We start from the raw sequence: 25,544 nt of genomic DNA on the forward strand, positions 1-25,544 counted from the left end.
AGCGTAGCCGCTGCTCAGTCGCTGGGCAATCCGAGGCTGCGCAGATGGGTGATCAGGCGCTGCTGCAACTGATTGAGGTGCGGCAGGTTCAACTGGTGGCGCGCGGCGACTTTGCAGGCATGGCCCAATAGATAGCTGATTTCGGTGCGACGCTGGTTGGCCACGTCTTGATACATTGACGAATAGTTGGCAGCGGTCGCGTGGATCACCCGTTCGACTTCCTGCTGCAGATTGTCGGCGGCGGCGGGTTGGCCGCAACGCTCGAGTAACTCGGCCAGCTCAGCGCACAACGTGGCGACTTCGCAATGATGTTCCTGTAATCCGCCATTGCGGCAGTCGTGCAGCACGGTCAGCGGATTGATTGCACAGTTGAGCGCCAGTTTGCGCCACAACCGCGTGAGGATATCGGTACTCCACTCGTGGGGAATTTTCGCCGCGTCGAGATCGTCCAGCCAGACCGGCGCGACTGGATGGCCAGCGTCACCCAGCCAGGTGAAACCATGGCCGGCAAACACTACGCGCCAGTCGCCATCGCGAAACGCACCTTCGGTGCTCGAGGCACTGATGCAGCGCGCCTGGGGCACCCGCGTGGCCACGGCGTCCTGACTGCCAAGGCCGTTTTGCAAAAGGATCAGCTCGGCATCGGCCGTCAGGCGCGGGGCGAGGCGGGCGACCGCGCTTTCGGCGTCGTAGGCCTTGCACGCGACCAGCAAACGACGAATCGGCTCGGGACTGTCGGGCGTTTCCCCGGGCACGGCGTAGGTGCTGGCCTGGCCTTGTTCGACCAGCGTCAGTCCGCCCACGGCTTCATAACTGCGCAAGCGCTCGGCATCCCGCACGATCAGCCTGACCGGCAGACCCGCGCGAGCCAGGCGGGTGGCCCACAGCGTGCCGAGGCTGCCGGCGCCGAGTACATGCCAGGTAGTGGACATCAGTTTTTTGCTCGATTGCGTTCAGGCATGTGCGGCTCGCCGTGTCGGTGGGAAAAGACCCGTTATAATGAGCCCGATTTTAACCGCAAGCCAAGCGCGCTCCATCCACATCGAGCGCGCCTTTTTATTGGAGAGATTACATGCCGTCGTTCGACGTGGTATCCGAACTGGACAAACACGAGCTCACCAACGCGGTCGAGAACGCCGTGAAGGAACTCGATCGTCGTTATGACCTGAAAGGCAAAGGCAGCTTCGAGTTCAAGGAAAAAGACCTCACCGTCAGCCTGACCGCTGAAGCCGAATTCCAGCTGGAAGCGATGATCGAAATCCTCAAGCTGGCGCTGGTCAAGCGCAAGATCGACGTGCAGTGCCTTGAGGTCAAGGACGCCTTCGCCTCGGGCAAGCTGATGAAGCAGGACGCCGTGCTCAAGGAAGGCATCGACAAGGAGCTGGCGAAGAAGATCGTCGGCCACATCAAGGAAGCCAAGTTGAAAGTGCAGGCCGCCATTCAAGGCGAGCAAGTGCGCGTGACCGGCAAGAAGCGCGATGACCTGCAAGAGGCCATCGCAGCGCTGCGGGCCAAGGAATTCGGCATGCCTCTGCAGTTCAACAACTTCCGCGACTAAGCTTTTCGGTCGGGGAACCTCTCGGCGTTTTCAGCGTCCGAGGCCCAAGCAACGGCAGAAACGATTGAGCCCCAGCGGGTTCGGTCTTTCTGCCGCTGATTTTTTACAGCCCGGGAAGCCGGAAATCAGGAGATAGAACATGGATTTGAATGCTGAGGTGGACAACCTGGTCAAGGCATCCCAGGCGTGGATCCCAATGATCATGGAATACGGCAGTCGCGTGCTGCTGGCGGTGATTACCCTGGCCATCGGCTGGTGGCTGATCAACAAGGTCACGCAGAAACTCGGCGGTCTGCTCGCGCTGCGTAACGCCGACCTGGCGCTGCAAGGCTTTATCAGCAGCCTGGCGAATATCATTCTTAAAGTGCTGCTGATTGTCAGCGTCGCTTCGATGATCGGTGTGGAAACCACCTCCTTCGTTGCCGCGATCGGTGCCGCCGGTCTGGCGATCGGTCTGGCCTTGCAGGGCAGCCTGGCGAACTTCGCCGGCGGCGTGCTGATTCTGCTGTTCCGTCCGTTCCGTATCGGTGACTGGATCGAAGCGCAAGGCGTGGCGGGTACGGTCGACAGCATCCAGATTTTCCACACCGTGCTGCGTACCGGCGACAACAAAACCATCATCGTGCCCAACGGCAACCTGTCGAACGGCATCATTACCAACACCAACCGTCAGCCGACCCGCAAGGTCGTGTTTGATGTGGGTGTGGATTACGAAGCCGATCTGCAAAAGGCCCGTCAGGTGCTGCTGGATCTGGCCAAGGATGAGCGCGTGTTGCAGGATCCGGCGCCACAGGCCGTCATTTCGACCTTGGGCGACAGTTCGATCACTGTTTCCCTGCGTGTGTGGGTTAAAACTGCAGACTACTGGGACGTGATGTTCATGTTTAACGAACAGTCGCGAGACCGTTTAAAGACTGCCGGTATTGATATTCCTTTTCCACAGCGCGTAATTCGCGTGGTTCAGGAATCGGCAGCACAATGATAGGTTGCTAATTAAATGCCTGACTTGTTGGTCAGGCATTTATAGCAAGTGACAGGCAATAAAAAAGGCCCATCGCAAGATGGGCCTTTTTTTATGCTTCCAAACTAACCACTGACAAATTACAAGATGTTCAGTGGGTACTCGGTGATCAGGCGGAACTCTTTGACATCACCTTCACCCTCGTCAGCGTTGGCAACGTGCCAAGCTTGACGAATACGGAAGGAAAGATCTTTAGCCGGGCCGCTTTGAACAACGTACTTGGCTTCAAAGTTGGTTTCGTGGTGTTTGCCATCTTCACCATACAGACCGGCGTAAGCGCTGCCCGCTGGAGTGTTGGTGCCGTCGATATCCCAACCTTTGACGTAACGAACCATGAAGCTCAGGCCAGGAACGCCGTACTCGGCCATTTTCAGGTCGTAACGGGCTTGAACAGATTTCTCGCCTGCGCCGTTGAAGTCAGAGTACTGGATGGAGTTGGCGAGGAAGATCGAGTCGCCACCCCGGTTGTTCTTGCCCACGCCGATGTAGTCGAACGGGGTGTCGCCGTTGACCTTCTGGAAGGCCAGGGTGAAGGTGTGCGCTTTGAGGAACGACAAAGCGGTTGCCAGCGAGAACGTGGTGTTGCTGATGTCGCCCGCTTCGGCACTACCGGTGTCGGTGGTGCGGTAGATGTTGAAGTCGGTGTTCAGCGAAGTGTCACCACCGAACGGAGTGGTGAGGTTCACGTTGGCGTAGTACTGGTTCCAGATGTCTTCCAGTTTTGCGCCGTACAGCGATGCACTGAGGTTGTCAGTGATCGAGTACTTGCCACCGAAATAGTCGATGTTGTTCGCTTCAACACCGGCATAGGTAGCGTAAAGGCCGCCATCGCGGGCGTTCTTGTCCTGGCTGGAGCCGGAGTAGAAGTGACCGGCTTCGAGGTCAAGGTCTTTGACTTCACTGCTCTGCAACTGGAAGCCAGTGGCAGTTTGCGGAAGGATGCGGGAACCGCCAACAGCGAACACTGGCGAGGTGCTTGGCTGCATGTCGCCGAATTTCAGTTCGGTTTTGGAAACGCGGAATTTGATGGAAGCGCCGGCCTTGCCCTGACTGTCGTTGACGTCGTGCGCATAGCCATTGGCCTTGAGGGTATCGCTACGGCTCATGTTGCCGGTACCGGAAGTACCGTCACCACCATCCAGTTTCAAGGCCAGATAGCCGTATGCATCAATACCAACACCAACGGTACCTTGGGTGTAACCGGAGGTGAAGTTGCCGAGGAAACCCTGAGTCCAGTCTTTCTGGTCATGGCCACCGTTCTTGTTGTCGCGGTTGAAGTAGTAGTTCTTCAACGTCTCGGTGAGTTTTGCGTCTTCAACAAAACCTTTGGCTTCAGACTGGTCACTAACAAACGGTGCGGCCGTAGCCAACTGAGAACTGGCTGCTGCAGCAACTGCCAGTGCGATCATGCTCCACTTCATCACGCGCATCGTGATTTGCTCCTTTGGTTTTAGAAGAGTACTGCCGTCCCACCTGTTTTATTATCTGGGCGGCTCTTTCTTTTTGTGTCGGCGCAAACTTATATCACGCCGACAATGTTGGCGATACTTGCTAATCCAACCTTTCAGCATCTTTACGACCTTGTCGCAAATGGCGTGGTGGATGTCGCAAATTCACAGTACCGACGCAGCCGGACTGACAACTTTTTCGCTGTTTATGGGCCTTTTTGCATCGGTAAAAAAGAGTCCCTGGCAAAACACTTGAATCTCCATCGGGCAACCCTGCCACTGTTCTTATGGGGCTTAAGGCATCCACTTCCAGTGGTGCGCTTATAGTCCATATGGGTACGAATGCAACAAGCGTGCACAAACCGCATTTTCGTTGCGGTTATTTTTCTGAACACCTGCCGCACTTGTGAAAACCTTGTGAAAACGGGGCTTCAAGCCTGATTTTTTCTGTGCTTGACGCCATTCCTCCTATGGTGTTGCCACGCCGAGAAGCGCGCCCGACAACCAAAAACGTTACCGGTTCACCCCGTCAGTGAGTATTTGGCGGATGCCCGACGCAGTGAGCGTAGACGCACTGTACGGTTTTGGTGCAAAAAAATTTACAGCTGTTCTGAATTCATACAGCTCGCAGAAGTCATGATGCTGCACGTAGCTACTGATTCCGGTCATTTTTTCCGGCTGAGTGTCGATATGGGTTCCGTACTGGTGCGTCCCGCTCACAAATGTCACATCTCGGGGCGTTGGCAGAGCGACGGCGTTCACCGTCGTCGTGAAGGCTGGCGCATTCGCAGGTATGCTGCCGTCCTGTCGCTTGGTGCGCCGTCAATAAGGATCGCCGCTAAGCTGAATAATGAAGATCAGCCGGGAGTGCGCGCAGTGTTTGCTTTAGATTCACGACTTCAACAGGACACGCTGACGATCGGTGATTTCCCTCTGTGCCGACTGCTGTTGTCCAATGATTCCAACTACCCATGGTTTATCCTGGTGCCTCGTCGCGACGATATCAGCGAGTTGTTTCAGTTGGATGTCGCCGATCAGCAGCAGTTGTGGCAGGAAACCACTGCACTGGCTGAGCTGCTCAAGGATCTGTTCAACGCCGACAAAATGAACGTCGCAACCCTGGGTAACGTTGTCAGCCAGATGCATATGCATGTGATTGTGCGCCAACGCGATGACGCAGCCTGGCCGGCGCCGGTCTGGGGCAAGCATCCGGCCAGGCCTTACAGTGCCGAGCAGGTCGCCGCCATTCGCGAACGGTTGCGTCTGGTCCTGACCGAGCATTTCACCTTTGTGGAGGGCTGAGTCATGAGTCTGGAAGAACGTGTTACCGACCTGGAAAGCCGTCTGGCGTTTCAGGATGACACCATTCAGTCGCTGAACGACGTGCTGGTGGCCCAGCAGCGAGTGGTCGAGCGGCTGCAATTGCAGATGGCGGCCCTGCTCAAACGCCAGGAGGAGATGGTCGGCCAGTTCGAGTCCTTCGAAGATGAGGCGCCGCCGCCGCACTACTGAGGCGGTTCCTTTTCATCAGGCGTAAAAAAACCGCGAACAGCACGCTGCTCGCGGTTTTTTATATCCGGATCAGCGTCGCGGCAGCGCGGCGATCACGTCCTCGGCTTGCAGGCCCTTGTCGCGGTTCATCACCGAGAACTCCACGCGCTGGCCTTCGACCAGGACGCGGTGACCTTCGCCACGGATCGCGCGAAAGTGCACGAAAATATCATCGCCGGAATCCCGCGAGATAAAACCGAAGCCTTTGGAGGTGTTGAACCACTTGACCGTACCGGTATCACGATTGGTCATGTCATAGCTGGTTGGAGCGGCAGCGGGTGAAGAACGATAGAAGCTGACGGCCAGATGCAGAACCACAGCAACCAGCGCAATCACCAGGCTGAACAGCACGGCTGGCTGGCCGGCGATGACAGGCATCGGGGCAATCAGGGTCAAGGTTTGCAGGACGACGGTCAGGACCAGAAGCGCGCTGACCAGGTTTTGCAGATGCTGACGAGGGCCTTTGTTCCAGAACGGAATCACTGGCGCAATCACCAGGTTCAGCAGGCCGAAAAAGGCCAGGTAAAGTGCATCGGGTTGTTGCAGGTAGGGAACGGCTTCGGATTTCAGGCTGGGGATGAACGACAGCAGCAGTGCCGCTGCGCCCATTAGCAGGTGGACGATTTTCAACATTTTGATTGGCTCACGTTATGACGGCTCACAAGGAAGAGCTGAAGGCGCACGGTTCGCTTCGGAACAAAATAAGAGGCGGTGGACACGTTCACGGCATCAGCCTATGCGCAACGCCGCGAAAAACGGGGCATGGCGACACACTGCCTATTTAACAGCAAAGCCTGCGGCTACTCAAATCAGCCCGGCCAGTGGCACCGAATCGGTCGATTTGTCGCAGTGTGTGCACCCGATCAGGGCTGCGGGTTATCGACAGCCTTGCTAGAGTGGGCCTGCACCTGTTGGATGAATTCAATCGCCGTTAGGGGGTAATCATGGCAATCGATATCGGTATCAGTGAAGAAGACCGCAAGTCCATCGTCGACGGTTTATCACGTCTGCTGTCGGACACCTACGTGCTGTATCTGAAAACCCATAACTTTCACTGGAACGTCACCGGCCCGATGTTTCGTACGCTGCACCTGATGTTCGAAGAGCAATACAACGAACTGGCGCTGGCGGTGGATCTGATCGCCGAACGTATTCGTGCTCTGGGCTTCCCGGCGCCGGGCGCCTATGCCACCTATGCACGTCTTTCTTCTATCAAGGAAGAGGAGGGTGTGCCGAGTGCCGAAGACATGATCAAGCAACTGGTTGATGGCCAGGAAGCCGTGACCCGCACGGCGCGTGGCATCTTTCCGCTGCTCGACAAGGTCAGCGATGAGCCGACTGCAGACCTGCTGACCCAGCGCATGCAGGTGCATGAGAAAACCGCGTGGATGCTGCGCGCCCTGCTGGAAGCTTGATCGTCCAGGCGCGCAGGCCCGCATTCGATGGTCCTGCGCGCTGTCCGGAATCTTACCTGTATCGTTGGCTTATCCTACGGAGACGGTCAATAAGTCGTCTGGCTATAACTTTGTGTCTGCGCTTTTATGAAAGCCACAGGATGTGACTTTTCAAACAAGCAGAGATGACAAAGGAGTGTCACCGATATGATCGAAGGAGACAGGCGAGGCGACAGGATTGTCGGCTTGCCGCATGAATTGAAAGTCGACCCGTTCGTCAACGAATTCGACATGGCATTGGTTCAGCCATCGTCACGATCCGTGCGTCTGAACGGTTATGCGACCTGCCTGCGGCTGGAGCAGGTCTACTGGAACATCCTCGGCAATATGGCCGCAGACAACTGCTGCTCGATCAGTTCGCTGCTATCCCACGTCGACCGCGAAGTGCATCTGCGTCACGGCGGGGTAAAAAATTTCAGTGCGCTGGTGCGGGTGGTGTGCGTCATGAACGGCGTCAGGCAAACTGCAGCGCCCGGATCGCTCTGAAACGGCGGTTGCAAACGAGGTCGCGGCCTGTGCAGTCTTACGGCTGCACAGGCCGCATTTAATCGATATAATCCCGCTCTTTCGCCGCAAAGCCCTGTGCGCGGTGGCAATCTGATCGCCGAGACACCCCCATGCCGATGTACGATTACCAATGTGCTTCCTGTGGTCATCAGTTGGAAGCCATTCAAAAGATCAGCGAGGCACCGCTGGTCGACTGTCCTGCCTGTCAGGCACCAGAGCTCAAGAAACAGCTGTCCATGCCAGGCTTCCGCCTCAGCGGCAGCGGTTGGTACGAAACCGATTTCAAGACCGGTACCAAGAAGAATCTGGCCGGTGGCGACAAATCTGACTAGGGTTCAACCCAAGGTTGAACGACACGCGTGAGTTTCCGCATTGCTTGAAAGCAACGGGATCTCCACCGAATATCGAATGACGAGAAGCGAACCATTATCATGATGCGCAGCCACTATTGCGGCCAACTGAACGAAAGCCTGGAAGGTCAGGAAATTACCCTTTGCGGATGGGTTCACCGTCGCCGCGACCACGGCGGGGTGATTTTCCTCGATATTCGTGATCGTGACGGTCTGGCCCAGGTGGTGTTCGATCCGGATCGCGCCGAGAGCTTCGCCGCTGCCGATCGCGTGCGCAGCGAGTACGTCGTCAAGATCACCGGCAAGGTGCGTCTGCGTCCGGCCGGTGCCACCAACGCCAACATGGCGTCGGGCATGATCGAAGTGCTGGGCTACGAACTGGAAGTGCTGAACGAGTCGGAAACCCCGCCGTTCCCGCTGAACGAGTTCTCCGACGTGGGCGAAGAAACCCGCCTGCGCTATCGCTTCCTCGACCTGCGTCGTCCGGAAATGGCCGAGAAGCTGCGTCTGCGTTCGCGCATGACCACCAGCATCCGTCGCTTCCTCGACGAAAACGGCTTCCTCGACGTTGAAACGCCGATCCTGACCCGTGCGACTCCTGAAGGTGCGCGTGACTATCTGGTGCCAAGCCGTACCCACGCCGGTTCGTTCTTCGCCCTGCCGCAATCGCCGCAGCTGTTCAAGCAACTGCTGATGGTCGCTGGCTTCGACCGTTACTACCAGATCGCCAAGTGCTTCCGCGACGAAGACCTGCGCGCTGACCGTCAGCCGGAATTCACCCAGATCGACATCGAGACCAGCTTCCTCGATGAAAAAGAGATCATGGGCCTGACCGAAGAAATGATCCGCAACCTGTTCAAGGAAGTGCTGGGTCTGGAATTCGGCGACTTCCCGCACATGACCTTCGAAGAAGCCATGCGCCGCTACGGTTCCGACAAGCCAGACCTGCGTAACCCGCTGGAACTGGTCGACGTGGCCGATCAACTGAAAGAAGTCGAGTTCAAGGTGTTCAGCGGCCCGGCCAACGATCCGAAATGCCGTATCGCCGCTCTGCGCGTTCCAGGCGGGGCCAGCATGCCGCGCAAGCAGATCGACGATTACACCAAGTTCGTCGGCATCTACGGTGCCAAGGGCCTGGCGTACATCAAGGTCAACGAGCGCGCTGCCGGTGTTGACGGCCTGCAATCGCCGATCGTGAAAAACATCCCGGAAGACAAGCTGAACGTGATCCTCGATCGCGTTGGCGCAGTCGATGGCGACATCGTGTTCTTTGGCGCCGACAAGGCCAAGATCGTCAGCGAAGCCTTGGGCGCGCTGCGTATCAAGCTCGGTCACGACCTCAAGCTGCTGACCTGCGAGTGGGCGCCAATGTGGGTCGTCGACTTCCCGATGTTCGAAGAAAACGACGACGGCAGCTTCTCCGCGCTGCACCACCCGTTCACCGCACCGAAGTGCTCTCCTGAAGAGCTGGAAGCCAATCCGGCCGGCGCTCTGTCCCGCGCGTACGACATGGTGCTGAACGGCACCGAACTGGGTGGCGGTTCGATTCGTATCCACCGCAAGGAAATGCAGCAAGCGGTGTTCCGTCTGCTGGGTATCAATGAAGCAGAACAGGAAGAGAAATTCGGCTTCCTGCTTGACGCGCTGAAGTACGGTGCGCCGCCGCACGGTGGTCTGGCCTTCGGTCTGGACCGTCTGGTGATGCTGATGACCGGCGCCCAGTCGATCCGTGAAGTGATCGCCTTCCCGAAAACCCAGAGTGCTGCCGACGTGATGACGCAAGCACCGGGTGTGGTGGATGCCAAGGCTCTGCGCGAATTGCACATTCGTTTGCGCGAAACGCCAAAGGCTGAGTAAGACGGGCCTGAAGGCGCATCTTCGGATGCGCCTTTTTTCTTTTTATAGAGAGCAGGTCGAGATTTTTTTGTTTGCCGGCTGCTGCATCAGCAGGGCCGACAACGTTTCAAAGAGAATTCGGAGCGAGTTATGGCAGGTCATTCCAAGTGGGCGAACATCAAGCACCGCAAAGAACGTCAGGATGCCAAGAGAGGCAAGATTTTCACCAAGTGGATTCGCGAGCTGACCGTTGCGGCCCGTCAGGGCGGCGGTGATCCGGGCTCCAACCCGCGTCTGCGTCTGGCCCTCGACAAGGCGCTCGGGGCGAACATGAGCCGCGACATCATCGACCGCGCTGTTGCGCGCGGCGCCGGCGCCACTGAAGCGGACAACGTTGAAGAGTTGACCTACGAAGGTTACGGCCCGGGCGGCGTGGCGGTAATGGTCGAGTGCATGACCGACAACCGCAATCGTACTGCCGCAGCCGTACGTCATGCGTTCAGCAAGTGTGGTGGCAACCTCGGCACCGACGGTTCGGTGGCGTACCTGTTCGAGCGCAAAGGCCAGATCAGCTTCGCACCGGGCGTCGATGAAGATGCGCTGACCGAAGCAGCGCTGGAAGCCGATGCCGACGACGTGGTCAGTCATGAGGACGGTTCGATCGATGTGTTCACCTCGTTCACCGGTTTTTATGCCGTGCGTAACGCGCTGGAAGCCGCGGGATTCAAGGGTGATGACGCGGAAATCGTCATGCAGCCGACCACCAGCGCCGAACTGGATCTGGAAGGCGCGGAAAAAGTGCTCAAGCTGATCGACATGCTTGAAGACCTGGATGACGTGCAGAACGTGTATTCCAACGCGGACATTCCGGAAGACGTGGCCGCTCAGCTCGGTTAAGAGCGACTACGATTCAATGTGGGAGCGAGCCTGCTCGCGAAGGCGGATTTTCAGGCAACATCGTTGCTGATCATGAAACCGCTTCGCGAGCAGGCTCGCTCCCACATTTGTTATGGGTTGATTTGAAAATCGTGCTTTTACCGAATCTGTAGGCGTTATGACTTTAATTCTTGGTATCGACCCCGGTTCGCGTATTACCGGTTACGGGATTGTTCGCGATACCGGACGGGGCGGCTGTATCTACGTGGCTTCCGGCTGCATTCGCACCGGGGCTGGCGAGTTGCATGAACGCCTGCAAATCGTCTATCGCGGTGTGCGCGAGATCATCCAGACCTACGGGCCGGTGACCATGGGCATCGAAAAGGTGTTCATGGCGAAAAACGCCGATTCGGCGCTGAAGCTCGGGCAAGCACGCGGCGCGGCGATTGTCGCCGGCGCCGAAGAGTGCCTGGAGATCGCCGAGTACACCGCCACCCAGGTCAAGCAGGCCGTGGTCGGCACTGGCGCCGCAAATAAAGAACAAGTGCAGATGATGGTCATGCACATGCTCAAGCTAACCAGCAAACCGCAAATCGATGCTTCGGACGCCCTGGCCATTGCCATTTGCCATGCGCACACACGCTCCAGTCTGCTGCCGCACGGTTTGGGAACCGCACGCAGTCGTGGCGGGCGCCTGCGTCTCTGATAGCATCAGCATCAATTTTCCTGAAAGCGGATTTTTGCGCCTGGGTCGTCGGCCCGAAATCCGCCTTTCGACAGTCGCCAGCCCACGGCTGGCCAACGCTCAAGGATCTGAAACGTGATTGGACGCTTGCGCGGCACCCTGGCTGAAAAACAGCCGCCGCACCTGATTCTGGATGTAAACGGCCTCGGGTATGAGCTGGAAGTGCCCATGACTACTCTTTATCGCCTGCCGTCGGTCGGTGAACCGCTGACCCTGCACACCCATTTGGTCGTACGCGAAGACGCGCAATTGCTCTATGGTTTTGCCGGCAAGCGTGAGCGAGACTTTTTTCGCGAGCTGATCCGTCTCAATGGTGTCGGGCCAAAATTGGCTTTGGCCCTGATGTCGAGTCTGGAAGTCGATGAATTGATCCGTTGCGTGCAGTCTCAGGACACTTCGGCGTTGACCAAGGTGCCGGGGGTCGGCAAGAAAACCGCGGAGCGTTTGCTGGTCGAGCTGAAAGACCGCTTCAAGGCCTGGGAAACCTCGCCGGCGATGTTCGCGCTCGTGCCGAATCAGCCGGATGGCCCGGCGCCGGTCAACACTGCCGAGAACGATGCGGTCAGTGCGCTGATTTCCCTGGGCTACAAGCCGCAGGAAGCGAGCAAGGCGATTACCGCCATCAAGGACAAGAATCTGAGCAGTGAAGACCTGATCCGCCGTGCCCTGAAGGGAATGATTTAAGTGATTGAAGCTGATCGTCTGATCACCGCCGCGCACAGTCCGCGCGAGCGCGAAGAAGTCCAGGACCGGGCCATTCGCCCGGTCAGTCTGGCCGACTACATCGGCCAGCCGACCGTGCGCGAGCAGATGGAGCTGTTCATCCAGGCCGCCCGTGGCCGAAGCGAATCCCTCGACCACACGCTGATCTTCGGCCCGCCGGGGCTGGGCAAGACCACGCTGGCCAACATCATCGCTCAGGAAATGGGGGTGTCGATCAAGAGCACGTCCGGGCCCGTCCTTGAACGGCCCGGAGATCTGGCAGCGTTGCTGACCAATCTTGAGCCGCATGACGTGCTGTTCATCGATGAAATCCATCGTCTGTCGCCGATCGTTGAAGAAGTGCTGTACCCGGCGATGGAAGATTTCCAGCTGGACATCATGATCGGCGAAGGGCCGGCAGCGCGTTCGATCAAGCTCGATCTGCCGCCGTTTACCCTGGTGGGCGCAACGACGCGTGCTGGCATGCTGACCAATCCGTTGCGTGATCGCTTCGGTATCGTTCAGCGTCTCGAGTTCTACAGCACCGCTGATCTGGCGACGATTGTCAGCCGTTCGGCGGCCATCCTCGGTCTGCCGCTGGACCCGGAAGGCTCATTCGAAATTGCTCGTCGGGCCCGTGGTACACCGCGGATCGCCAACCGTTTGCTGCGCCGGGTACGCGACTTTGCCGAAGTGCGCGCCAAGGGCCATATCACCAAAGCGGTGGCGGATATGGCGCTGAACCTGCTGGATGTCGACGAACACGGTTTCGATCATCAGGACCGGCGTCTGTTGCTGACCATGATCGAGAAGTTCGATGGCGGCCCGGTCGGTATTGACAGCCTCGCCGCTGCAATCAGCGAAGAGCGCCACACCATTGAGGATGTGCTGGAACCGTACCTGATCCAGCAGGGTTACATCATGCGCACACCGCGGGGCAGGGTGGTGACGCGGCATGCGTACCTGCACTTCGGTTTAAACATCCCGTCACGAATGGGTGAAATGCCCGTGGCAGACGAGTTTCTCGATGCCGTGGACGATTGATACACATTTTTTGTCGATTTATTCAGGGTTTGTACGGTCATAGGACGGTACTTTTGCGGTAATGCCCTGAAACCATGAAAAACAGTTGCCTGGCCGGATTGGCAACCTGAGGAGTAAGCACTAGAGTATGCGCGCGCAAAACGGGCTTGAGCCGTTCGCACATCGTTGTCGCGTTTATTACGAGGACACCGATGCGGGCGGCATCGTGTATTACGTTAATTACCTCAAGTTTATGGAACGGGCTCGAACCGAGCGGCTCCGCGAACTGGGCTTTGCCCAATCGCAGCTTGCCGGGGAGGACCTGTTGTTTGTCGTGCACTCCAGCGAAGCGCGCTATCACGCGCCGGCGCGACTGGACGACGAACTGCTGGTAAGCGCTGAGGTAATCGAATTGAACCGTGCCAGCCTGCGCTTCAAACAGCAGGTCAGGCGGGCAACGGATAATGTGCTGCTCTGTGAAGGGCAGTTTTTGGTGGCCTGTGTGCGCACTGACAGTTTGAAACCCCGGGCCCTTCCCGAAGACTTGCGTGCGGCCTTCGCCGACGCGGTCGGCCCGGGTACACACTCAAAGCAGGAGATAAAGCGTGGAAGCTAACGTCGTCGACCATTCCTCCATGTGGAGCCTGGTCAGCAATGCCAGCATCGTGGTGCAGTTGGTAATGTTGACCCTGGTGGCCGCATCGGTGACCTCATGGATCATGATCTTTCAGCGCAGCAATCTGCTGCGTGCCGGTCGACGCGCCCTGGAGAGCTTCGAAGAGCGCTTCTGGTCGGGTATCGATCTGTCCAAACTGTACCGTCAGGCGGGCAGCAACCCGGATCCTGATTCGGGCGTCGAGCAGATTTTCCGCGCCGGCTTCAAGGAATTCTCCCGTCTGCGTCAGCAGCCAGGTGTCGATCCTGAAGCGGTCATGGAAGGCGTGGCCCGTGCCATGCGCGTGGCCATCTCCCGCGAAGAAGAGAAGCTGGAGCAAAGCCTGCCGTTCCTCGCCACCGTCGGTTCGGTCAGCCCGTACATCGGTCTGTTCGGTACCGTGTGGGGCATCATGAACTCCTTCCGCGGTCTGGCCAGCGCCCAGCAAGCGACCCTGGCCACTGTGGCCCCGGGTATCGCTGAAGCCCTGATCGCCACCGCGATCGGCCTGTTCGCGGCAATCCCGGCCGTTATCGCTTACAACCGTTTCTCTGCCCGCAGCGAAACCTTGCTGAGCCGCTACTACACCTTCGCCGACGAATTCCAGGCGATCCTGCACCGCAAAGTGCACACCAGCGAAGAATAAGCAGGTAATTTCCAATGGCTTTAATCGCTCGAGCTCGCAAAAAGCGCAAGCCGGTCGCCGAGATGAACGTGGTGCCCTACATCGACGTGATGTTGGTGCTGCTGGTCATCTTCATGGTGACCGCGCCGATGCTCAATCAGGGCGTGAAAGTTGATCTGCCCAAGGTTTCCAGCGAAGCCTTGCCGCAGGACAACAACACCCAGGTCCTGACCATTTCGATCAAGGCTGACAAGACCTACTACTGGAACCTTGGCAGCGAAGTCGACACCGAGAAGCAACAGGACAGGGCCATGACCCTGCCGCAAATGACCGACGCGGTGACCAAGATCATTCGTGCCGGCACTGAAGGCGGCAAGCGTACTCAGGTCTTCATCCGCGGTGACAAGACCGTCGACTATGGCGCCGTCATGGGCGCCATGGGCGGGTTGCAGAAAGCCGGGGTCGGTAATGTTGGTTTGATCACCGAGGCCCCCTGATGCAGCAACAGCGAGAGCCGTCCGCCTCGGAAAGCTACTTCTGGCCTAGTGTTCTGGCAATTGTCCTGCACGTGCTGGTGTTCGGCATGCTGTTCGTCAGTTTTGCCTTCACACCAGAGCTGCCGCCAGCCAAACCGATTGTCCAGGCGACCCTGTACCAGCTGAAATCGAAAAGTCAGGCAACCACCCAGACCAATCAGAAGATTGCGGGTGAGGCGAAGAAATCCGCCGCACGCCAGACCGAAGTCGAGCAGATGGAACAGAAAAAGGTCGAGCAGGAAGCGGTGAAAGCTGCGGAACAAAAGAAAGAAGAAGCGGCTCAAAAGGCCGAGGAAGCCAAGAAGGCCGACGAGGCGAAAAAAGCGGACGAAGCGAAGAAGGCTGATGAAGCCAAGAAAGCCGACGACGCGAAGAAAGCCGAAGCCAAGAAGGCCGAAGAGAAACAATTGGCTGATATAGCCAAGAAGAAGGCTGAAGAAGAGGCTAAAGAAGAGGCCAAGAAAGAGGCCGCTGAAGAAGCCAAGAAGAAGATCGTCGAAGACGCGAAGAAGAAAGCCGCCGAAGACGCCAAGAAGAAAGCTGAAGCTGAAGAGGCGAAGAAGAAAATCGCCGACGAAGCGAAGAAGAAAGCTGCTGCCGATGCTGCGAAGAAGAAAGCGCAGGATGCGGCACGTAAATCTGTAGAAGACAAGAAGGCACAGGCCCTGGCTGATTTGCTTTCCGACAAGACCGAGCGTCAGCAGGCTTTGGCGGATGAGCAGGGTGATGAAACCGCAGGTAACTTCGATGATCTGATTCGTTCGCGAGCATCGGAAGGTTGGGCGCAGCCACCGTCGGCCCGTAAAGGCATGAAGGTGATCCTGCAAATCAACATGCTGCCTGACGGAACGATCTCCGGTGTTTCGGTTGCGCGTTCCAGCGGTGATGTACCCTTCGACAGTTCTGCAGTCGCAGCTGTAAAAAATATTGGACGATTGACCGAAATGCAGGGGCTGAAACCAGCTGATTTCGCACCTTACCGTTCATTCAAGATGACATTCACACCTGAGGATCTAGCCTTGTGAGAAACCTTCTTCGAGGACTGCTTGTAGTCATGTTCTGCTTTGCAGGACTGGCCACGGCGGATGAAAAAAATATCCTGGTCAGCAGTGGCAGCTCCCAGGCAACGCCGATCGCCGTTGTACCGTTTGGTTTCCAGGGCGGTGCAGTGCTGCCGGATGACATGGCTGAAATCATTGGTAACGATTTGCGTAACTCGGGCTACTACGCACCGATTCCAAAGCAAAACATGATCAGCCAGCCAAGCCAGCCGAGCGAAATTATCTTCCGTGACTGGAAGGCGGTGAATGCTCAATTCATCATGGTCGGCAGCATTGCTCCAGCGGGCGGTCGCCTGCAGGTGCAGTGGGCACTGTTCAATGTGGCCACCGAACAGAAAGTGGCAGACGGCAGTGTTTCCGGTACCACCGAGCAGCTGCGTGACATGGCGCACTTTATCTCCGACCAGTCGTTCCAGAAACTGACCGGTATCGAAGGTGCCTTTTCGACTCGCCTGCTGTATGTGACGGCTGAACGCTTCTCCGAGAAGAACACCCGTTACACCCTGCAGCGTTCGGACTATGACGGTGCCCGCGCTGTGACTCTGCTGCAATCGCGCGAGCCGATCCTGTCGCCTCGTTTCGCACCGGATGGCAAGCGTATCGCCTACGTCTCGTTCGAGCAGAAGCGTCCGCGTATCTTCATGCAGAACATCGACACCGGTCGCCGTGAGCAGATCACCAACTTCGAAGGCCTGAACGGCGCGCCAGCCTGGTCGCCGAATGGCGACCGCCTGGCATTTGTATTGTCGAAGGACGGCAACCCGGACATCTATGTCATGAACCTGGCTTCACGTCAGATCACCCGCGTAACCGCAGGTCCTGGCATCAACACCGAACCGTACTGGGGCAAGGATGGTTCGACCATCTACTTCACCTCGGACCGCGGCGGCAAGCCACAGATCTACAAAACCAGCGCCAGTGGCGGTGGTGCCGAGCGTGTGACGTTCGTGGGCAACTACAACGCCAACCCGAAACTTTCGGCTGATGAAAAGACTTTGGTGATGATCCATCGTCAGGATGGCTTCACCAATTTCAAGGTGGCAGCCCAGGATCTGCAGCGAGGTAGTGTAAAGATCCTCACTGATAGCACTCTGGACGAGTCCCCTACTGTTGCGCCCAACGGCACCATGGTAATCTACGCCACCCGCCAGCAGGGCCGGGGAGTCTTGATGCTCGTGTCCATTAATGGGCGCGTGAGGCTCCCGCTTCCTACCGCTCAAGGCGAAGTCAGAGAACCGTCCTGGTCCCCTTACCTGAAGTGAGCGGGCGCTACACGTTTTACTTAACACACTGGGGTTCATTAGGAGTTTCACGATGGAAATGCTGAAGTTTGGTAAATTTGCTGCGCTGGCTCTGGCCATGGCTGTAGCTGTAGGTTGCTCGTCCAAAGGCGGCGACAACGCCGGTGAAGGCGCTGTTGATCCAAACGCTGGTTACGGCGCAAACACTGGTGCCGTTGACGGTTCCCTGAGCGAAGAAGCTGCTCTGCGCGCAATCACCACCTTCTACTTCGAATACGACAGCTCGGACCTGAAGCCAGAAGCCATGCGCGCCCTGGACGTTCACGCCAAAGACCTGAAAGCAAACGGCGCTCGCGTTGTTCTGGAAGGCAACACCGACGAACGTGGTACTCGTGAGTACAACATGGCACTGGGCGAGCGTCGTGCGAAAGCCGTTCAGCGCTACCTGGTACTGCAAGGTGTTTCCCCAGCTCAGCTGGAACTGGTTTCCTACGGCGAAGAGCGTCCAGTTGCTACCGGCAACGACGAGCAGTCCTGGGCTCAAAACCGTCGCGTCGAACTGCGTAAGTAATTCGATATGCGAACGTGCCGTCGTGCTGTAACTGTTCTGGCTCTCAGCCTCGCGCCGCTTGCGGCGTGGGCTGCGGTTCCTGTGGTCGATGACAACTCCGGTTATAACAATAGCGGGAGCAGTTATCCCCCTGCAGGTTACGGTACGAACGGCGCCTATGCCGGGGGAGCGGCTTCGGCCCCTGCCTCGGCACAAGGCATGCTGTTCAACCAATTGCAACAGATGCAGGATCAGATATCGCGCCAGCAAGGCGTGATCGAAGAACTGCAGAATCAGGTTGCGCGCATGAAACAGGAAGCCCTGGAGCGATACCAGGATCTTGATCGGCGCATAGGATCCGGTGTTGCACCTGCCGCGACTCCTGAGAATTCTTCTACCGGTGGCGATGCAAGTGCTGCTGCCGGTGCTGCTGCTGGCGCCGGGGCTGCTGCCCAGGCCCCTGCAGCAGGTAGCGAACCGGCTGATCCGGCCAAGGAAAAGCTGTATTACGATGCCGCTTTCGACCTGATCAAAGCCAAGGATTTCGACAAGGCCAGTCAGGCTTTTGCCGCGTTCCTGCGCAAGTACCCGAACAGCCAGTACGCGGGCAACGCCCAGTACTGGTTGGGCGAAGTCAATCTGGCCAAAGGCGATCTGCAAGGCGCAGGTCAGGCTTTCGCCAAGGTTTCGCAGCTGTATCCCAAGCACGCCAAAGTGCCGGACTCGCTGTACAAGCTGGCTGATGTAGAGCGCCGCCTCGGTCACACCGACAAGGTCAAAGGCATTCTGCAGCAGGTGGTCGCCCAATACCCGGGTACCTCCGCCGCTCAGTTGGCTCAACGCGATCTGCAACGCATGTAAGGTCGTGTTATCCGTTTAGAAGAAACCCGCGCCTGTCGCGGGTTTTTTCGTTAGAATTCACGCCCTTTTTCTGAAACACGCTTCTTGCAGTCTACGCGTTGGCGGGATTGCCTGAAGTGCCTGACGGAGGCGGACAGCCTGTTTAGCTGTTACGCCCGTGGCGACTATGCAAGACACATTGAGAATCACCGAAGTTTTCTACTCGTTGCAGGGGGAAACGCGGACTGCCGGGCTGCCCACGGTTTTCGTGCGCCTGACCGGTTGCCCGTTGCGCTGCCAATACTGCGACAGTGCCTATGCGTTCAGTGGCGGCACCGTGCGCACCCTTGATGACATCCTCGAGCAAGTGGCCGGATTCCGTCCGCGCTACGTCTGTGTCACCGGCGGTGAGCCGCTGGCCCAGCCGAACGCCATTCCTTTGCTCAAACAGTTGTGTGATGCCGGTTATGAGGTCTCGCTGGAAACCAGTGGTGCCCTCGATATTTCGGCGGTCGATCCGCGCGTCAGTCGTGTGGTCGACCTGAAAACGCCGGACTCGAAAGAAGCCCATCGCAACCGTTACGAGAATATCGAACTGCTGACCCCAAACGATCAGGTGAAGTTTGTCATCTGCTCGCGGGAAGACTATGACTGGGCCGTGTTCAAGTTGATCCAGTACGGTCTTGAGCGGCGTGCCGGTGAAGTGCTGTTCTCCCCAAGTCACCATGACCTCAATGCTCGGGATCTGGCGGACTGGGTGGTGGCGGACAACCTGCCGGTCCGGTTGCAATTGCAGCTGCATAAATATCTATGGAATGACGAGCCGGGGCGCTGATATGACAGAACAACTGAATACCACTGAAAAACGTGCCGTCATCCTGTTGTCCGGCGGCCTCGATTCGGCCACTGTCGTGGCCATGGCTCGCGCCGAAGGCTACAGCTGCTACACCATGAGCTTCGACTACGGCCAGCGCTCTCATGCTGAATTGCACGCCGCTGCCCGCGTCGCCCGCGACCTGGGCGTGGTCGAGCACAAGGTGATTGGCCTCAACCTGAATGGCATGGGCGGCTCGGCCCTGACTGACAGCAGCATCGACATTCCGCAAGAGCTGGGTGAAGGCATTCCGGTGACGTACGTGCCGGCACGCAACACAGTGTTCCTGTCGCTGGCGCTGGGCTGGGCAGAGGTGTTGGGCGCGCGTGACATCTTTATTGGTGTCAACGCGGTGGACTATTCCGGTTACCCGGATTGCCGTCCGGAGTTCATCGAGTCATTCGAGCGCATGGCCAATCTGGCGACCAAGGCCGGTGTGGAAGGCAATGGCTTCCGCATTCAGGCGCCATTGCAGAACCTGAGCAAGGCGCAGATCGTCCAGGCGGGCGTGAAACTCGGCGTTGATTATGGCCTCACCGTTTCCTGCTATCAGGCCGACGGTGATGGCCGCGCGTGCGGCAAATGCGACAGCTGCCGCCTGCGCGCAGAAGGCTTCGCGGCCGCTGGTGTGGACGATCCAACACCTTATTTTTGATTATTTTCAAAAAGGTGTTGAATAGTCCTTAAAAATCAGTATTATACGCGCCACCACACAGCGGGTCGTTAGCTCAGTTGGTAGAGCAGTTGGCTTTTAACCAATTGGTCGTAGGTTCGAATCCCACACGACCCACCATATTTGGCGGTTTAGAAAATCCGGAAGGCCCACGAAAGTGAGGATTTCCGGGTTTTTTTTTGCCTGCAATTTCGCTATGCGTTGTTTCAATACCGGCAGCGCTGACGCAGGTCAGAATCATCTTTTGTATCAACGGGATATTCTGTAGCCTTGCGCAGCTTCAACGCTGTCCGTGCCTGATAAAACTCACTCTCCCGGCGGTACCCGCATGCGGTCCGGAGCCGGGTGTATACTCGACTTTCGCGCGAAAGCGCCTGCAGGTCTTGCGAACATGACGCAGATTTCCGAACGCCTTCTGGTTCAAGCTCACCTCGACGCCAAACAGCCCAAACCGCTGACGGCCGAGGAAGAGGCTTACTACCGTTCCGCCATCGCCGCCGAGCTCAAGGCTCAGGACGCGGTGCTGGTGGCTCACTTCTATTGCGATCCGGTGATTCAGGCCCTGGCCGAAGAAACCGGTGGCTGTGTTTCTGACTCCCTGGAAATGGCCCGCTTCGGCAACGCCCACCCGGCGAAGACCGTGGTGGTGGCCGGCGTGAAGTTCATGGGCGAAACCGCGAAAATCCTCAACCCGGAAAAACGCGTGCTGATGCCGACCCTGGACGCGACCTGCTCGCTGGACCTCGGTTGCCCGGTGGACGAGTTCTCGGCGTTCTGCGATCAGCACCCGGAGCGTACGGTAGTGGTTTATGCCAACACCTCCGCAGCGGTCAAGGCACGTGCGGACTGGGTCGTGACGTCGAGTTGCGCACTGGAGATCGTCGAAAGCCTGATGGATAACGGCGAGACCATCATCTGGGGGCCGGACAAACACCTGGGCACCTACATTCAACGCAAGACCGGTGCGGACATGCTGCTGTGGGACGGTGCCTGCATCGTTCACGAGGAGTTCAAGTCCAAGCAGCTTGAAGACATGAAAGCGCTGTATCCCGACGCCGCGATTCTGGTGCACCCGGAATCGCCGACGTCGGTGATCGAATTGGCGGACGCCGTCGGTTCTACCAGCCAATTGATCGCGGCGGCGCAGTCTCTGCCGAACAAGACCCTGATCGTTGCGACCGATCGTGGCATCTTCTACAAGATGCAGCAGCTGTGCCCGGACAAGGTCTTCATCGAAGCGCCTACTGCCGGTAATGGCGCCGCGTGCCGCAGCTGCGCACATTGCCCGTGGATGGCCATGAACACCCTTGAGCGCACGCTCAAGAGCTTGAAGGAAGGGACGAACGAGATCTTTGTTGATCCGGCGTTGATTCCGCAGGCGATCCGGCCGTTGAAGCGCATGCTCGATTTCACCCAGGCGGCGCGGATGAAGCTGGCCGGTAACGCCTGATCTTCAGGCAACGCAAATCAAATGTGGGAGCGGGCTTGCTCACGAAAGCGGTGTATCAGTCACCATTGAAATTGACTGATACGACGCCTTCGCGAGCAAGCCCGCTCCCACATTGGTATTCGGTGTCGGGAAATTAGCTGGTTTTCTTCGGGACTCGCACCACGCGTGTATCAGAGTAGATGTCATGCCAGGTGCGTTTTTGCTTGTCGAACAGCGACCAGAAGAAACCCAGCCCGATACACAACCACGACGCGATCGACACCATAAAGCGCAACAGCGCCTGCCACAGGCTGATGGCCGTGCCGTCGGCATTCTGCACGCGAATGCCCCACACCTGCATGCCGAGTGTCTGCCCGCCATGGGTCCAGAACTTGGCGAAGAAGCCGAACAACACTAACACCAACACCGTGGAATAGAGCGGATCGCCATCGAGCTGGCCGGCATCGGTCATCACCCGCAGGCGCTCTTCGCCGATGATCGCTGCCTGGATCAACTTGTAAACGAACCCGGTGACGATGAGCAGGGCGGTGCACAGCAAGAAGTCATAGAACATCGCCGCCAGACGTCGGCCGAGGCCAACGGCAGGAAAATCGCCCTGGGGGGTGAGCAGGTTTTTCGACATGGCAGCCTCTGGACGCAAAATGAAGCGCCATTTTACGGATTCGCGCGCACAAAAAAGCCCCTGATATCAATATCAGGGGCTTTTTCGTAACAGAGAATCAGGCTTCAGCTTGTACTTCGTCAGCCTGCATGCCTTTCTGGCCTTGCACAGCAACGAAGGTCACTTTCTGGCCTTCTTTCAGGCTCTTGAAGCCGTTGCCCTGAATAGCGCGGAAATGCACGAACAGATCCGGACCGCTTTCTGGAGTGATAAAACCAAAACCTTTCTCGTCGTTAAACCACTTGACGGTACCGCTCTGACGTGTGGACATTTCTTATTTCCTTTGACGCAAAAAATTGATGACAGTCTCTTTCTCATGAAAGAGTACTGGGGCTGGTTGCAGGAGAGTAAGAAGACGTCGAACGGGATGTAGCTAACTTGTAGGCTACTGCCCAGGTCACGATTCCAAGCTGACCCATGCAAACACAGTGGAGAAACTCTACGCCAACTATGGGAGAAAAAACAAGCCCCGTGAAGGCCCCGGTTTTCCTACTCTTGCTGGCATTTAGTCAGTTCACTAGTGCGGTTTGGGCGAATAGCTTGTTCAAATGTTTTCGAACGTTATAAGCAAAGTTCATATTCGAATGAGATGTTAGAAAATGCACTTTTTTGTGGCGATTGCGTTACACATTAGTGCACGCATAACGCAATCGCGTTACTTATAGAAACAGTCAATCAACCGCGATAGTAGCGTTGTGGAACAAATGGCATTTTGCTTACAAGCATTTGCACCTTTTTCCCACGAACTATTGCCCAAACCACCGTATCGAGCGTGACATAAGCACTGTCGAGGTATCCCATTGCCAAAGGCCCGCCCAGTGTCGGACCAAATCCGCCACTGCACACGCTGCCGATGATTTCGCCCGCTTCGTTGACGATTTCTGCGCCTTCACGCACTGGCGTACGCTCCTGCGGCAGCAGGCCGACACGTTTGCGCGCGATCCCGTTTTGTTGCTGAGTGAACACTTGCTCCGCGCCCGGGAAACCGCCAGCACGCGCGCCATCGGCGCGGCGTGGCTTGGAAATCGCCCACAACAGGCTGGCTTCGATCGGCGTGGTCTCGGTGTTCATGTCGTGGCCATACAGGCACAGACCGGCTTCGAGACGCAGTGAATCACGGGCACCGAGGCCGATGGCCTGGACTTCCGGTTCGGCGAGCAGAGCGCGGGCGAGTTTTTCCGCATCGGCCGCCGGCACCGAGATTTCGAAACCGTCTTCACCGGTGTAGCCCGAACGGCTGACAAAGCAGTCGACGCCGAGCAGTTGTACGCGGTTGAACTGCATGAAGGTCATCTTCGCCACTTCCGGCGCCAGACGTGCCAGCACCGTAACGGCCGCCGGACCCTGCAATGCCAAGAGGGCGCGCTCTTCGAACAGCGCCGTAATGGTGCACTGATCGCCGATGTTTTTTTGCAGATGCGCGAGGTCCTGATCCTTGCACGCGGCGTTGACCACCAGGAACAATTCGTCGTTACCGAGGTTGGCCACCATCAGGTCATCGAGAATGCCGCCGGTCTCGTTGGTGAACATCGCGTAACGCTGCATGCCCACCGGCAGATCGATGATGTCCACCGGCACCAGGCTTTCCAGGGCTTTGGCGGCGCTGGCACCGGTCAGGCGAATCTGGCCCATATGCGAGACGTCGAACAGCCCGGCCTGCTCACGGGTGTGCTGGTGTTCTTTCATCACGCCGAGCGGATATTGCACCGGCATGTCGTAGCCGGCGAACGGCACCATGCGGGCGCCGAGTTCGAGGTGCAGAGCGTGCAGCGGGGTTTTCGACAGTTGTTCGGTGGACATGCGTGGCTCCTTGAAAATTTTTGTTTGGGGGGGCTGGGGCTAGATTAAGATCAAGATCAAAAGCCCCTCACCCCAGCCCTCTCCCAAAGGGAGAGGGGGCTAGTTACGTTTCGTGATCAGCATTCGATAATGTTGACCGCCAGACCGCCGCGGGCGGTCTCTTTGTATTTGCTTTTCATGTCGGCGCCGGTCTGGCGCATGGTGCGGATGACTTTGTCGAGGGAGACGAAATGCTGGCCGTCGCCCCGCATGGCCATGCGCACCGCGTTGATGGCTTTCACCGAGCCCATCGCATTGCGCTCAATGCACGGCACTTGCACCAGTCCGCCAATCGGGTCGCAGGTCAGACCGAGGTTGTGTTCCATGCCGATTTCTGCGGCGTTTTCGACTTGCTGAACACTGCCGCCGAGCACTTCGCACAACGCGCCGGCTGCCATCGAACAGGCCACGCCGACCTCGCCCTGACAGCCGACTTCGGCGCCGGAGATCGAAGCGTTCTCTTTGTAGAGAATGCCGATGGCCGCCGCGGTCAGCAGAAAGCGCACGACGCCGTCGTCATTCGCGCCGGGAATAAAGCGCATGTAGTAATGCAGCACTGCCGGAATGATCCCCGCCGCACCGTTGGTTGGTGCGGTGACCACGCGGCCACCATTGGCGTTTTCTTCGTTGACCGCCAGTGCATAGAGATTGACCCAATCAAGCACTGACAACGGATCGCGCAACGCCGATTCCGGGTTTTTGCACAGTTGCCGATGCAGCGCCGCCGCGCGGCGTTTGACCTTCAAACCGCCGGGCAGGATGCCTTCGTTACGACAACCCGCCGCGACGCAGTCCTGCATCACTTGCCATATTTTCAGCAGCCCGGCGCGAGTTTCCGCTTCCGGGCGCCAGGCGCTTTCATTGGTCAGCATCACCTGACTGATCGACAGCCCATAGGTGGCGCAATGGGCGAGCAGATCCTTGGCGCTTTTGAACGGGAAGGTCAGTGGTGTGGCGTCTTCGACGATGCGGTCGGCACCGGCGGCATCTTTATCGACGACAAAGCCGCCGCCGACCGAGTAGTACTCACGGCTGCGGATCTGAATCCCCGCCGCATCGAAGGCGCGAAAGATCATGCCGTTGGGGTGATAGGCCAGCGGCTTGCGAATCATCGCCAGGTGTTCTTTCTCATTGAACGCAATGCTGTGCTCGCCGAGCAAATTCAGTCGGCCGTTGCCGCGAATCTCTTGCAGGCGCGCGGCGACGGTTTCGGTGTCGACGGTGTCGGGGTGTTCACCTTCGAGGCCGAGCAACACGGCTTTGTCGCTGCCGTGACCTTTACCGGTGGCGCCGAGGGAACCGTAGAGCTCAACGCGAACGCTGGCGGTGGTTGCCAGCAGGTTTTCCCGGCGCAGACCTTCGGCGAAGCGCGCGGCCGCACGCATCGGGCCGACGGTGTGGGAACTGGAAGGGCCGATGCCAATCTTGAACAGGTCGAACACGCTTAACGACATGAGTGGTTCTCCGG

Annotated in this window: 29 protein-coding genes and 1 tRNA gene; 23 read left to right on the forward strand and 7 right to left on the reverse strand. The window is 57.8% G+C overall.

All coding sequences use genetic code 11. The annotated features are described in order from the left end of the window. Positions 1–14: 14 nt before the first annotated feature. Entirely contained in the window at positions 15–932 is a 918-nt protein-coding gene (locus ACM6IV_RS00185; RefSeq protein WP_414868258.1) for a putative 2-dehydropantoate 2-reductase, read from the reverse strand. A 140-nt stretch (positions 933–1,072) separates the two neighbouring features. Here ACM6IV_RS00185 and ACM6IV_RS00190 point away from each other — a divergent pair, with 140 nt between their 5' ends. Both ACM6IV_RS00190 and ACM6IV_RS00195 read left to right on the forward strand, forming a co-directional pair. Then, positions 1,073–1,558 (forward strand): YajQ family cyclic di-GMP-binding protein, encoded by a 486-nt coding sequence (locus ACM6IV_RS00190; protein ID WP_414868259.1) that lies wholly within the window; start codon positions 1,073–1,075, stop codon positions 1,556–1,558. 139 nt (positions 1,559–1,697) lie between these two features. After that, positions 1,698–2,540: a mechanosensitive ion channel family protein gene (locus tag ACM6IV_RS00195; RefSeq protein WP_414868260.1), complete on the forward strand. Its 843-nt coding sequence runs from the start codon at positions 1,698–1,700 to the stop codon at positions 2,538–2,540. Positions 2,541–2,659: 119 nt separating this feature from the next. On the opposite strand, the gene ACM6IV_RS00200 is transcribed toward ACM6IV_RS00195, so the two are convergent. Then, on the reverse strand, positions 2,660–4,009 hold the full coding sequence (locus ACM6IV_RS00200) for an OprD family porin (RefSeq protein ID WP_414868261.1): 1,350 nt from the start codon (positions 4,007–4,009) through the stop codon (positions 2,660–2,662). Between the two features lie 894 nt (positions 4,010–4,903). Between ACM6IV_RS00200 and ACM6IV_RS00205 the strand changes: the two genes are divergently transcribed. Together ACM6IV_RS00205 and ACM6IV_RS00210 are read left to right on the forward strand one after the other, a co-directional pair. Continuing rightward, positions 4,904–5,329, forward strand: coding sequence for an HIT domain-containing protein (locus tag ACM6IV_RS00205; protein WP_414868365.1), 426 nt, complete (start codon positions 4,904–4,906; stop codon positions 5,327–5,329). Between the two features lie 3 nt (positions 5,330–5,332). After that, positions 5,333–5,539: a SlyX family protein gene (locus ACM6IV_RS00210; protein WP_099757009.1), complete on the forward strand. Its 207-nt coding sequence runs from the start codon at positions 5,333–5,335 to the stop codon at positions 5,537–5,539. Between the two features lie 69 nt (positions 5,540–5,608). Here the strand turns inward: ACM6IV_RS00210 and ACM6IV_RS00215 are convergent, their stop codons facing one another. Further along, complete coding sequence (locus ACM6IV_RS00215) at positions 5,609–6,211, reverse strand: cold shock domain-containing protein membrane protein (protein WP_414868262.1); 603 nt, start codon at positions 6,209–6,211, stop codon at positions 5,609–5,611. Between the two features lie 311 nt (positions 6,212–6,522). On the opposite strand from ACM6IV_RS00215, the gene ACM6IV_RS00220 reads away from it, so the two are divergent. The 19 genes from ACM6IV_RS00220 (at position 6,523) to nadA (ending at position 21,576) form a co-directional block, all read left to right on the forward strand. After that, complete coding sequence (locus ACM6IV_RS00220) at positions 6,523–6,993, forward strand: Dps family protein (protein WP_414868263.1); 471 nt, start codon at positions 6,523–6,525, stop codon at positions 6,991–6,993. A 186-nt stretch (positions 6,994–7,179) separates the two neighbouring features. Then, a complete protein-coding gene (locus ACM6IV_RS00225) occupies positions 7,180–7,518 on the forward strand; it encodes a ribbon-helix-helix domain-containing protein (RefSeq protein WP_414868264.1) in 339 nt (112 codons plus the stop codon). A 131-nt stretch (positions 7,519–7,649) separates the two neighbouring features. Further along, entirely contained in the window at positions 7,650–7,871 is a 222-nt protein-coding gene (locus ACM6IV_RS00230; RefSeq protein ID WP_064119106.1) for an FmdB family zinc ribbon protein, read from the forward strand. A 99-nt stretch (positions 7,872–7,970) separates the two neighbouring features. After that, positions 7,971–9,746 carry an aspartate--tRNA ligase gene (gene aspS, locus ACM6IV_RS00235; protein WP_093430490.1) on the forward strand — a complete coding sequence of 592 codons (1,776 nt, stop codon included), beginning with the start codon at positions 7,971–7,973 and terminating at the stop codon, positions 9,744–9,746. A gap of 129 nt (positions 9,747–9,875) precedes the next feature. After that, positions 9,876–10,622 (forward strand): YebC/PmpR family DNA-binding transcriptional regulator, encoded by a 747-nt coding sequence (locus ACM6IV_RS00240; protein ID WP_085745204.1) that lies wholly within the window; start codon positions 9,876–9,878, stop codon positions 10,620–10,622. A 157-nt stretch (positions 10,623–10,779) separates the two neighbouring features. Further along, positions 10,780–11,307: a crossover junction endodeoxyribonuclease RuvC gene (gene ruvC / locus ACM6IV_RS00245; RefSeq protein WP_007962095.1), complete on the forward strand. Its 528-nt coding sequence runs from the start codon at positions 10,780–10,782 to the stop codon at positions 11,305–11,307. A 114-nt stretch (positions 11,308–11,421) separates the two neighbouring features. Next, a complete protein-coding gene (ruvA, locus tag ACM6IV_RS00250; RefSeq protein ID WP_003227522.1) occupies positions 11,422–12,030 on the forward strand; it encodes a Holliday junction branch migration protein RuvA in 609 nt (202 codons plus the stop codon). Then, positions 12,031–13,092: a Holliday junction branch migration DNA helicase RuvB gene (ruvB, locus tag ACM6IV_RS00255; RefSeq protein WP_414868265.1), complete on the forward strand. Its 1,062-nt coding sequence runs from the start codon at positions 12,031–12,033 to the stop codon at positions 13,090–13,092. Between the two features lie 127 nt (positions 13,093–13,219). After that, the gene (gene ybgC / locus ACM6IV_RS00260; RefSeq protein WP_129395228.1) at positions 13,220–13,687 is read left to right on the forward strand and encodes a tol-pal system-associated acyl-CoA thioesterase; all 468 of its coding nucleotides are present in this window, start codon (positions 13,220–13,222) and stop codon (positions 13,685–13,687) included. Then, on the forward strand, positions 13,677–14,372 hold the full coding sequence (tolQ, locus tag ACM6IV_RS00265) for a protein TolQ (protein ID WP_007912733.1): 696 nt from the start codon (positions 13,677–13,679) through the stop codon (positions 14,370–14,372). The genes ybgC and tolQ overlap by 11 nt, the downstream gene beginning before the upstream one ends. Positions 14,373–14,395: 23 nt before the next feature. Further along, positions 14,396–14,848, forward strand: a complete 453-nt coding sequence (gene tolR, locus ACM6IV_RS00270; protein WP_160767866.1) for a protein TolR — start codon at positions 14,396–14,398, stop codon at positions 14,846–14,848. Beyond that, positions 14,848–15,912: a cell envelope integrity protein TolA gene (gene tolA / locus ACM6IV_RS00275; RefSeq protein ID WP_414868266.1), complete on the forward strand. Its 1,065-nt coding sequence runs from the start codon at positions 14,848–14,850 to the stop codon at positions 15,910–15,912. Before tolR ends, tolA begins: the two co-directional genes overlap by 1 nt. After that, positions 15,909–17,210, forward strand: coding sequence for a Tol-Pal system beta propeller repeat protein TolB (tolB, locus tag ACM6IV_RS00280; protein ID WP_414868267.1), 1,302 nt, complete (start codon positions 15,909–15,911; stop codon positions 17,208–17,210). Before tolA ends, tolB begins: the two co-directional genes overlap by 4 nt. Before the next feature lie 52 nt (positions 17,211–17,262). Then, positions 17,263–17,760 carry a peptidoglycan-associated lipoprotein Pal gene (gene pal, locus ACM6IV_RS00285; protein WP_003178634.1) on the forward strand — a complete coding sequence of 166 codons (498 nt, stop codon included), beginning with the start codon at positions 17,263–17,265 and terminating at the stop codon, positions 17,758–17,760. A gap of 6 nt (positions 17,761–17,766) precedes the next feature. Then, complete coding sequence (gene ybgF / locus ACM6IV_RS00290; RefSeq protein ID WP_414868268.1) at positions 17,767–18,600, forward strand: tol-pal system protein YbgF; 834 nt, start codon at positions 17,767–17,769, stop codon at positions 18,598–18,600. Between the two features lie 166 nt (positions 18,601–18,766). Further along, complete coding sequence (gene queE, locus ACM6IV_RS00295; RefSeq protein ID WP_414868269.1) at positions 18,767–19,414, forward strand: 7-carboxy-7-deazaguanine synthase QueE; 648 nt, start codon at positions 18,767–18,769, stop codon at positions 19,412–19,414. Position 19,415: 1 nt separating this feature from the next. Next, on the forward strand, positions 19,416–20,108 hold the full coding sequence (queC, locus tag ACM6IV_RS00300) for a 7-cyano-7-deazaguanine synthase QueC (RefSeq protein ID WP_414868270.1): 693 nt from the start codon (positions 19,416–19,418) through the stop codon (positions 20,106–20,108). 62 nt (positions 20,109–20,170) lie between these two features. After that, positions 20,171–20,246 (forward strand) — tRNA-Lys (locus ACM6IV_RS00305). A 271-nt stretch (positions 20,247–20,517) separates the two neighbouring features. Then, positions 20,518–21,576 carry a quinolinate synthase NadA gene (gene nadA, locus ACM6IV_RS00310; RefSeq protein ID WP_003227499.1) on the forward strand — a complete coding sequence of 353 codons (1,059 nt, stop codon included), beginning with the start codon at positions 20,518–20,520 and terminating at the stop codon, positions 21,574–21,576. A 133-nt stretch (positions 21,577–21,709) separates the two neighbouring features. On the opposite strand, the gene ACM6IV_RS00315 is transcribed toward nadA, so the two are convergent. The 4 genes from ACM6IV_RS00315 to ACM6IV_RS00330 all read right to left on the reverse strand — a co-directional run bounded on the left by ACM6IV_RS00315 (position 21,710) and on the right by ACM6IV_RS00330 (position 25,530). After that, positions 21,710–22,198 carry an RDD family protein gene (locus ACM6IV_RS00315; protein WP_414868271.1) on the reverse strand — a complete coding sequence of 163 codons (489 nt, stop codon included), beginning with the start codon at positions 22,196–22,198 and terminating at the stop codon, positions 21,710–21,712. A 97-nt stretch (positions 22,199–22,295) separates the two neighbouring features. Further along, a complete protein-coding gene (locus tag ACM6IV_RS00320) occupies positions 22,296–22,508 on the reverse strand; it encodes a cold-shock protein (RefSeq protein WP_003227496.1) in 213 nt (70 codons plus the stop codon). Positions 22,509–22,912: 404 nt separating this feature from the next. Next, positions 22,913–24,037 (reverse strand): glycine cleavage system aminomethyltransferase GcvT, encoded by a 1,125-nt coding sequence (gene gcvT / locus ACM6IV_RS00325; RefSeq protein WP_414868272.1) that lies wholly within the window; start codon positions 24,035–24,037, stop codon positions 22,913–22,915. A 116-nt stretch (positions 24,038–24,153) separates the two neighbouring features. After that, entirely contained in the window at positions 24,154–25,530 is a 1,377-nt protein-coding gene (locus ACM6IV_RS00330; RefSeq protein ID WP_414868273.1) for an L-serine ammonia-lyase, read from the reverse strand. Positions 25,531–25,544: the final 14 nt, after the last annotated feature.

Source organism: Pseudomonas sp. IT-347P (assembly GCF_949768005.1).
GTDB lineage: Bacteria > Pseudomonadota > Gammaproteobacteria > Pseudomonadales > Pseudomonadaceae > Aquipseudomonas.